Source organism: Brenneria sp. hezel4-2-4, assembly GCF_013155275.1.
GTDB lineage: Bacteria > Pseudomonadota > Gammaproteobacteria > Enterobacterales > Enterobacteriaceae > Brenneria.
The window spans coordinates 1-8,720 of record NZ_JABJXS010000022.1; the positions used below are offsets into that span (position 1 = coordinate 1).

At 54.8% G+C, this 8,720-nt stretch carries 9 protein-coding genes; 3 read left to right on the top strand and 6 right to left on the bottom strand.

All coding sequences use genetic code 11. The features are described 5' to 3' along the window. A partial coding sequence (locus tag HOY33_RS20535; RefSeq protein WP_216660598.1) for a hypothetical protein occupies window positions 1-218 on the top strand: 218 nt, incomplete at its 5' end. Between the two features lie 68 nt (window positions 219-286). Here HOY33_RS20535 and HOY33_RS20310 read toward each other — a convergent pair. Both HOY33_RS20310 and HOY33_RS20540 read right to left on the bottom strand, forming a co-directional pair. After that, complete coding sequence (locus tag HOY33_RS20310; protein ID WP_172291835.1) at window positions 287-676, bottom strand: NTF2 fold immunity protein; 390 nt, start codon at window positions 674-676, stop codon at window positions 287-289. A 2-nt stretch (window positions 677-678) separates the two neighbouring features. Beyond that, the gene (locus HOY33_RS20540) at window positions 679-984 is read right to left on the bottom strand and encodes a DNA/RNA non-specific endonuclease (RefSeq protein WP_216660599.1); all 306 of its coding nucleotides are present in this window, start codon (window positions 982-984) and stop codon (window positions 679-681) included. Between the two features lie 1,047 nt (window positions 985-2,031). On the opposite strand from HOY33_RS20540, the gene HOY33_RS20320 reads away from it, so the two are divergent. Both HOY33_RS20320 and HOY33_RS20325 read left to right on the top strand, forming a co-directional pair. After that, the gene (locus HOY33_RS20320) at window positions 2,032-2,361 is read left to right on the top strand and encodes a SymE family type I addiction module toxin (RefSeq protein WP_172291836.1); all 330 of its coding nucleotides are present in this window, start codon (window positions 2,032-2,034) and stop codon (window positions 2,359-2,361) included. Further along, the gene (locus tag HOY33_RS20325; protein ID WP_172291837.1) at window positions 2,358-2,702 is read left to right on the top strand and encodes a SymE family type I addiction module toxin; all 345 of its coding nucleotides are present in this window, start codon (window positions 2,358-2,360) and stop codon (window positions 2,700-2,702) included. Before HOY33_RS20320 ends, HOY33_RS20325 begins: the two co-directional genes overlap by 4 nt. Window positions 2,703-2,777: 75 nt before the next feature. Here HOY33_RS20325 and HOY33_RS20330 read toward each other — a convergent pair whose 3' ends face one another. The 4 genes from HOY33_RS20330 to HOY33_RS20345 form a co-directional block, all read right to left on the bottom strand. Continuing rightward, window positions 2,778-3,212 carry an SMI1/KNR4 family protein gene (locus HOY33_RS20330; protein ID WP_172291838.1) on the bottom strand — a complete coding sequence of 145 codons (435 nt, stop codon included), beginning with the start codon at window positions 3,210-3,212 and terminating at the stop codon, window positions 2,778-2,780. Between the two features lie 4 nt (window positions 3,213-3,216). Next, window positions 3,217-7,518 carry an RHS repeat-associated core domain-containing protein gene (locus HOY33_RS20335; protein WP_172291839.1) on the bottom strand — a complete coding sequence of 1,434 codons (4,302 nt, stop codon included), beginning with the start codon at window positions 7,516-7,518 and terminating at the stop codon, window positions 3,217-3,219. A 12-nt stretch (window positions 7,519-7,530) separates the two neighbouring features. Further along, window positions 7,531-7,938, bottom strand: a complete 408-nt coding sequence (locus HOY33_RS20340) for a DUF1795 domain-containing protein (RefSeq protein ID WP_172291840.1) — start codon at window positions 7,936-7,938, stop codon at window positions 7,531-7,533. 10 nt (window positions 7,939-7,948) lie between these two features. After that, window positions 7,949-8,720, bottom strand: a 772-nt coding sequence (locus HOY33_RS20345) for a type VI secretion system Vgr family protein (protein WP_172291841.1), incomplete at its 5' end; no start/stop codon positions are given.

Genomic DNA, 8,720 nt, shown 5'->3' on the forward strand with positions numbered 1-8,720 from the left:
AAAAGCAATTTGCTCTTCAGTACAGCGGATCTTTTTCATGGCCGGATTGCCTCTTTTTTAAGGAAAAGAAGGGCAGAAAACTCCAGTTTAGCCTGGTCCTGTTTAATGGGAAGAGATCATCTTTCGCTGTCACGGACCTGCCCCACGAACACCAGTCCCGGGTCTGCGTTCTCCATTTTACCGGCGGGCTGGATCTGACGGGGATAGAGAATCAGTAAATAACTGAGACTAAATGACAGATAAAATAAAGCCGGAAGGATCGTTTAGATCGCTTCCGGATATTTTATTATAGATAGGCTTGCTTCCATTTATCATCATCAAGCCATTCTTTTTTATCTATACGCCATTCGTTATTTTTATAATGGAGAGTGTAACGATATTTATTTTTAAATCCAGTATGCTTTTGCACAGTGATAGATACTTTATTTTTTACAGTATCCTCATCAAGTATTTCATCATTCTCAGGATCATAATCGGGTGGAAAGCTAACCTTCATTGACACTTGACGACCCTGCTTTCTTTCTTTAACAGTACACCACTTATTGAAAATGTTATTTAATTCAGCCAAATATGGCTCTTTATTCACTCCGTGGTCAGCCATGAAAGCATCACGATAACTATTTTCCCAGCCATTCATATCCTTCATAAAAGCAATCAAAGTGTCTTTTGCATTCATAATTAATTCCCAAATACAGAGTAAAGAACCGTCTTCCCATTTTGGGATACGTTGTAAATAATATCAGTTGGTCTTGTGCCGCCATTTTTATATACAAATGACCAATCAATATCTACAGTTCCATTCTTGTTAATATACTTCCTGACCTCATTCTCAAACACGCGATATTCACCACGGTTAATTGCTGGCAACTGCGGGAACACATTGCCTTTACCGCCCTGACCGCCGAGTACCTTGCCTAATATATGCCCGGCATCATCGCTCTGATTTCCCAGTGCTCTGGCCGCCTCTCGCGCACTGCCATTCACACCGGTTCCTGTTCTCAAGTCTGCTGGCGATATGGTCGCCCGCGCCGATAGAACTTCACCATTTGCACCACGCGTAATGGTTGGACACTTCGCCAACCCCAACGGATCGATCCAAGTCAGCGGATTCGGCGCATAAGCGTAGTTGTTTAATCCACCCAGTAGCCCTATCGGATCATAGGGACGATCCCGACACCGTCGTATTTTTTAACGCACCTAACATGCTGATAAAAATAGCTTTTTAAAGAGCATTTTTTACAGCATTAACAGCACCTTAACCCGACTGCCCCGATGCGCACTTTTGGCCCGTACACGCTACCGCCGCGCCGTGACTTTCCCTGTCTGCACGTCCCGCATCATAACAACACGCCGTACCGCTGGCATTACCTGTTTTTATTACGCCAACCCGTGACGGGGCCGCTGCTTGTCTGCGGCTCCGGCGCGGGTTCTGCGGGGGCGGGCGGCAAAGAGTCCGCAAGCGTCGCCCTGCGGCGCTCTGGTGCACGGTGTCGGTGGGAACGAAGGATTTGCATGACCGCGCCACACCGGGGCGGGGGCGCAAGCAGGCGAGCGGGGAAGGAGCAACGCAGTGCGACCCCGCGCAGCCTGACGCAGCGGGCGGGTACTAAGCCTTTCAGCGGAGGCCGTCAGGCCGACTTCCCTTTGGGGTTGATGTTGACTGAGGACTGACGCCGGTGCCTCCGCCGCCAGGGACGGCGGCCACACCCCGCCGCCGAGGGGAGCGCCGACGCCGACAGCAGAGGGCGCAGCCCTGTGCGCCGCGCCGGGCTAAGATGCTTCCTGCGGGGGCGCAAGACATAATGCAGATTATACGCATTAAGCCGCTGGATGCGGCTTAAGCGGGCAAGTGGGGCGACGGCGCAGTGCGTATAATCTCCGGCATTATGTTTAATGGACGGCGGGCCGGCAACGACGCGGACAGAGAGCGATGTAGCGTAGCGCCGGCCTGACGGCCATTTACCCCCGCACCCGCCGATGCTGAACAAGGCAAGAGGGGCGCCACGGAGGGCGCGCCTTTTGCCCGGCACCGTGGCTGACGCACATTCTACGCCAGACACCACTGTTTTTAAAATCTCTCAGCCGGAGCGCTATCAGCGTGTCGGCTATCGGCCCAACAAGGGCGACACCTCCACACCCGCCATCAATATCAGCGGCAAGTGGCTACAGGAAGCCGGATTCAGCACCGGCCAGCCGCTCAAGTTACGTGTGATGCCGGGTTGCATCGTCATCACCGTGCAGGATCTGCGGGAGTTGTGGCACAGTCTGGAAGGACTGAGCCGGGAACCGTTTGATGAGCGCGCCGCCGCCGACTGGCTCAATCGCTTTCCCGGCGGGCTGGACAAGGGGGGCGCGCAATGAGCATTCAGGCAGCGTTTTATCCGGGTGAACTGCCGGAACTGACGCTCACCGGCGACGAACTGGCTCAGGCGGGCTTTAGCGCCGGGACGTTGTTTCGTATCAGCCTGTACCGCAACGGGTTGATACTGACACGACTCGATGAGGATACCGATATCGCCGCGTTGCTGGCAGAACTGGACGGACATGACAGCGAAGGCGCGGACTGGATACGCGATAACGGCGAGCTTTATCTGGCGGGCGACTGGCTGACCCGCAACGGATTGCTCCGCCAGTCGTTAAATATTGAACTAATGCCCGGTAAGATGATTATTCGGGCGGAGTTTGGGGTTATGCTGGCGTAATAATACAGGCGGGTAAATAAAAAAGCCGGAAGGATCGTTAAAATCACTTCCGGCTTTTTATAAAATATCAGTAAATTATGGATTAGGATCATCAACTATCGAATCAAGAAATGATTTAAATGAAGACCATACCCCGAAAATTTCGGCTTCTTCAAGTAATACATAGAAATACACTTTACCAAAATCACTCTTCCTTAAAGACATTGAATACATACCAGATCCCGGATCATAAGCGAATGGTAATAATTCATGTTTCTTAAAATCATTTGGCAATGCGTCATCATCAAAATCATTATAACTATCAATAATCTCGGCCAATGAATAAAATGAATTTATCGGATAAAGATTTTTTTCATCATGTACAAAAGATGGCTGAGGTTGCCCACCATTATATCTTTTATAAAGGGATATAATTTCATCAGGCAGAGCAGAACCAATCAATGACTCTAGCTCGGCTATTTCCTCATCAGTTACTGGCGGAAGACAATCTGTAAAAAATAAATTTCCCATAGAATCACCATGTTTTGAAAATATATTTCAACCCCGTAATTTCTTGATATTGACTTACCCCACCAACATGCGGAATACCTTTATGGGCAGCCTGTTGAACCAGTTGCATAGTACCTGTGTTTGTTACCGGATCATAATCATCTAAATGGTGCCACACATAACCTTTAGGTGTGGTTTTTTGTCCTAAAGCGGCCATATTGGCCTGCTCAAAATCTTTGTGATAATTACCTGTATATTCAATACGACGTATTGGATTCACACCTTCTTTTGAATATAAAGCGTTGCTATTGGCATAATCTAGTCCGCCATTCTTAGTTGACTTAACCCCAGTAAACCCTTTTTCTTCTAATTTCTGAATGGAGCATTTCGCCAACCCCAACGGATCGATCCAAGTCAGCGGATTCGGCGCATAAGCGTAGTTGTTTAATCCACCCAGTAGCCCTATCGGATCAGGCGAAACATAACACCCTCCTGCCGGATCATAATAGCGAAATCTGTTATAGCATAGCGTACTTTCACTGTCACGATACTGTCCGGCGAACGCCAGGCCGGGGTCGGGACTTTCCGAAGGTTCTGTAGACCGCTGGCCCCACAGCGTCGCTTTCGGCGCCTGCCAGCGTAACTCGCCGTCCGGTTTAAACAGCGCCTGCGGCTCCCCATTCTGACTGCTGGTCACAAAATCCGTTTCCCAGCCGCCATCCTCTTTTTGTCGCTGCTGCACCACCAGTTCCCAACTGTTGTGTATCCAGTGGCGGCGTTGGGTCAGTTCCCCGAGGCGATAGTGCCGCACTTCCGCTATCTGGTCGCCATCCCACAGATAGCGCACCTCTTCGCTTCGCTGTTCACAACGCTTGCCGATACGCCGTCCGAACGGGTCGTAGCGGTAGAACCAGCGCTCACCAGCGGGCGTGTCCACCACCCGCAGTTGGTTGCGGCTGTCCCATCGGTATTGCCAGACCCGAGGCCGATAACCCGGCTTCACCACCTGCTTTCTCACCAACCGACCGGCCTTGTCGTACTGGTAGTGGGTATCGTCGTGCTGGATAAGCCGCCCCGCCTGCCACTCGACCAGCCGCCCTGTTTCCTGCGGCAGACCGCTGTGGGTATAGTCGTATTCTGCTACGGTTTCCGTCTGGCGACCCGCACCGCCCGACAGCACCGACAGCACCCGACCTGTCGCATCCAGCCGGTAACCTTCAGCCTCACGGTTACGGCGCCCCCCTATCAGGTTGCCTACGCCGTCATACCGGTACTCCCGTGTCAATTGCGCCTGCAAACGTCCGTTCTGCTGCTGTCCGCTCATCTCCCGACTAAGCCAGCCCATCACCCCGTACTCACGGCGCTGCATAAATCCGCTACCGCTCGCACGCGAATCCTCCCGCCCTGCCGCATCGTACGTCAATGCCAGTTCGGCCCCGTCCGGCAACTGTACCTGTTGCAGCTCGCCGGTGGCGCTGTGACGGTAGATACTGCTCAGTGCCTGACTTTCGTCTTCATCCTCCCAGTGGAGCGTTCGGGTAACGGTTTTGGCTGCTTCCTGGTATTGGCGCCGTACCTCCGTTCCATTGCACCACTCATGTACTACCCGGTCACGGGCGTCGTAGGACAGTCGCACATGACTTGTGGTGGACACCACTTCCGTCAGCCTGCCTACTGCGTCGTAGCAGTAGTACAGCGTGTCGTCCGGCGCGGTTTCTTTTATCAGCAGCCCACGTTCGTCGTATAGAAAGTGTCGGATTTCCCCTTCGCCATTGCGCACCTCGATGCAGTGGCCATCCTCGTCATAGTCGTAATGGGTTTCCGTTCCGACCATGTCCCGCTCGCGGATAACCCGTCCATCTGCATCCAACCACCACTGCCAGCGGTTGCCGTCCGGGGCAATCACTCCGATAAGCTGCTGGCTCTCCCGATCGTATTCGTAGCGCCAGGTGCGTCCTTGCGCATCCGTGCGGGCAGTCAGCAAATCAAAAGGGCCCCAGGTCTGCTGCCAAGAAGCGCCATTGCCGTCCACGTATCTCAACAGATTGTTGTGCTCGTCATAATGACGCTGCTCCTCCTTATCATCAGGACGTATCAGTTGTTCCGGCAGTTTCCAGCTTGCCCGACGATAGCCCAGCCGGAATTGTGTACCGTCCGGGCGTTGCCATTGCACCACCCGATCTTGCTTATCATAACGCAATTGCAGGGTACGTCCTTCCCCATCGGTAGCGCTCAGCAGGCGCTGCCGATGGTCGTAGTGCAGGCGAGCCTGCACCTCCCCGGTCTGATCGTTAACCTGAGTGAGTAGGCCGTAACGGTTCCAGCTAAAACGCACTTCGCCAGCATCCGGCCCGGTCAGCTTTTCCGGGTTTCCGGCCTCATCGTAGGCCCAGGCCCAGGTGCGTCCCAACGGATCGGCGATACCGCACAGCCGTTGCGCCTCATCGTAGTCATAGCGCCAGACATGACCGCTGCCATCGGTGAACATGCTCACCAGCCCGGTATCCTCCAGATACTGGAATTCCACAACCCGGCCAGCCGGGGAGATTTCCCGCAGCAGATTGCCGTGCTCGTCATAGTCGTAGCGGGTAACGTGCCCCAGCGGCGATTTTTCCCAGCTCATCAACGACAGGTCGTTGAAACCGAACTCACTGCGCTGACCATGGCCATCGGTCATCGCCACCCGGTCAGGGAAATATTCGAAATTCGCTGTCAAAAATCCGTCTGCGCAGGTGGTATAGATACAGCGCCCTTGTACGTCATATTGATAACTCGCCCAAGTCTGGTCATTGTCGTGCCAGCGCGTCAGCCGGTTGCCCGCGTCATACTCGTAGTACAGGCGATAAGCATGAGTGGCATCCGCGTGCACCAGCCGGCCGCGCTCATCCTGCCGGTACACCGCCAGTAGTGTTTTCTGACCGCCGTCGATACGCTGGATCTGGTGCAGGAATTCGCCCTGCCACACTAGCAGCAGCTCGATGCCGTCGCTGTGTCGTACCTGACGCAGATAACCTTTCGGCGTACGTATCAGGTCGATGCGGTTATCCTGAGGATCATAGATAGCCGACAGCAGCAGCCTGTCCGCCTGCGCCACGGTAAAAGCGCGCCAGGTTCGGGTGTCACGGTTCCAGAGATAAAAACCGTCAGTGCGACGGTGCAGGGTGAAGGCCGGGTAGTGCGGACAGAACACCACCTGCACATCCTGATGAAAGGTGAAGTCGATGTCGTACCCCTGCGCCAAGGTGATTACCACGTGAGTGTTGAGGCCATCCCGGCTGACCTTGGCGACTTCGCTCCAGGTGTCATGCCAGCCCTGCCCCAACAGTCCGCTGTGTGTGGCATTGGAGCGGTAGGTGCGCTCAAACAGCAGGGGCAACGTTTGTCCGAGCTCAAAATCCTGTCGGGATTCAATCACTTCTCCGCTGGCGATATATACCGGGTCTTTCAGAAATCCCCGGGTTGCTTCCTTGAAACGTGCAAGCCCTTTGTTATTTTTGAATCCCTTGCTGGTACAGCGGACCGCCCGCCGTAGTCCGACTAATGTTCTTAACGCTCCGGCACGCATGCCTTTGAGCACCGCAGTCGGCCCGCGAGTAAACAGCTTTGCCAGTCCTTTGAACATGCCCCGACTGGGCGGCACCAGGAATTCGACCCCAATAAGCAGCGCCTTCTCCCACCAACTGAACTCGTCGGCAATCTCCAGACAGGTAGCTTGTCCTGAACCGAAGAACACGGTGGATGCCCCCTCCTTGATTGTCGCTCCGCACACTGTCTTGTCGTCGATCCTCGCCGCGGGCGAACCGTTGACAAACACCGTTTCGCTGCCTTGTGCAATCAGTTGCGGCGAGTTGTGTTTGGTACAGGCCACCGTATCCACCGTGGCCCGCGACACCGGCTGTTTTTCCACGAACACATTGCCGGAACCGCTGGATACCGGTCCGAATGCTGGCGCCCCACTGTCAACCATCGCGGAAACCTTGTTGGATACGCTGCTGATAAACCCGCCCAACAAACTCACCGCACCGAATCCGGCGGCAAGTTTGACCGCCCCGACGACCAGCGCTGCGCCCATTCCCCCAGAGCCGACCATTGCCACCGCTATGGCACCCACCACCGCCGTCGCGACGGCAAACGCGGCAGCGGCCACCAGTGCGCCAGCGATGGCTCCCGCCAATGCCCCCAGAAAGCTTTTATGCTTGATGGTCTTGCCCGGTGATGTAGGCGGCTTGCCCTGGCAGGGTTGCGGGCGACCTGCCGGAGGTTGAGGACGGTTACCCGCATGCATGGCGCCGACACGAGCCACGCGAGTCAGGATATCGTTCAGCATGAATACCTCCGCTCAGTTTGTCGCTTTGAAGGTCTCGATCACCGCCAGCAACGCGGTTTTCTGCTCTTCCTGCAACTGTCCGGCCGCCGTGATAGTGAACGTCAGCAATAGTTCGCCACGTACCTGCATCACCACCAGTTGATGCATCACCCCCTCCGGTGAGCGCCAGGTATACTCCAGGCCACGTGCCGGCTGACCGTCCAGCATCAGTTCCCAGGCGGTGCGCTCCTCATACTCCTTCAAATGGGCAGAGAACTGCTCCAGTGTCTGTTGATAGATCGTCTCGGACGTCAGGCCGAACTCAATCGGCGTCCGGTTCACCACCAGATTGGCCGTGTCGCCCGGCAGGACAAAAACGTGGAGTGATTCATCGCGCCAGTCGTTCGGTATCGCTAGCGTTCCTTCGTTCATCTGGTACATAAGTCGTCCTCTAGTTCAAATCGATACGTGTGCCATTCACCACGATACTGTTGCCGGTGATATTGATGTTGCCTGCCTGGTCAATACCGATATAGCCGCCAGCCGTCGCAATCAGGATGTCGCCCGCCTGTGACTGGATGGCTATATTGTTTTTTACTTGCAGCGAGTCGTTGTCATCCACTGTCGTATTACGGTTTCCGGTTACGGCGATGGTTTGTTGCCCCTGTATTTCGGTAACCTGATCCTGGATGACCGAGACGGTCTGATTACGCTGTACCGAGATGGTCTGGTCCTGACCGATGTTTTCGCTGTGATCGACATTCACCGATGTGCTGCGGTTGTTCAGCACCACCGTATTCATGTCCTTTTGCGCATGGATAAAAACCTCTTCCTGCCCAGCCTGATCTTCAAAACGCAGTTCATTGAACCCCGCCCCTTTATGGGTGGTGGTGCGCAGCGTGGTACGGGTTTTGTTTTGCGGCAGCGGATACGGCACCGGATTGGTGGCGTGGAACGTCCGCCCGGTCACTATCGGCTGGTCCGGGTCGCCCTCCAGAAAACTCACGATTACCTCATGTCCGATGCGCGGTATCGCCACCATCCCGTACTGGCCGCCCGCCCATCCCTGACTTACCCGCACCCAGCACGAGCTCTGGTCATTGCTGGCGCCGTACCTGTCCCACGGAAACTGCACTTTCACCCGACCATACTGGTCGCAATAAATCTCTTCCCCCGCCGGGCCTGTCACCGTCGCTATCTGCGGGCCGTCCACCTTCGGCTTG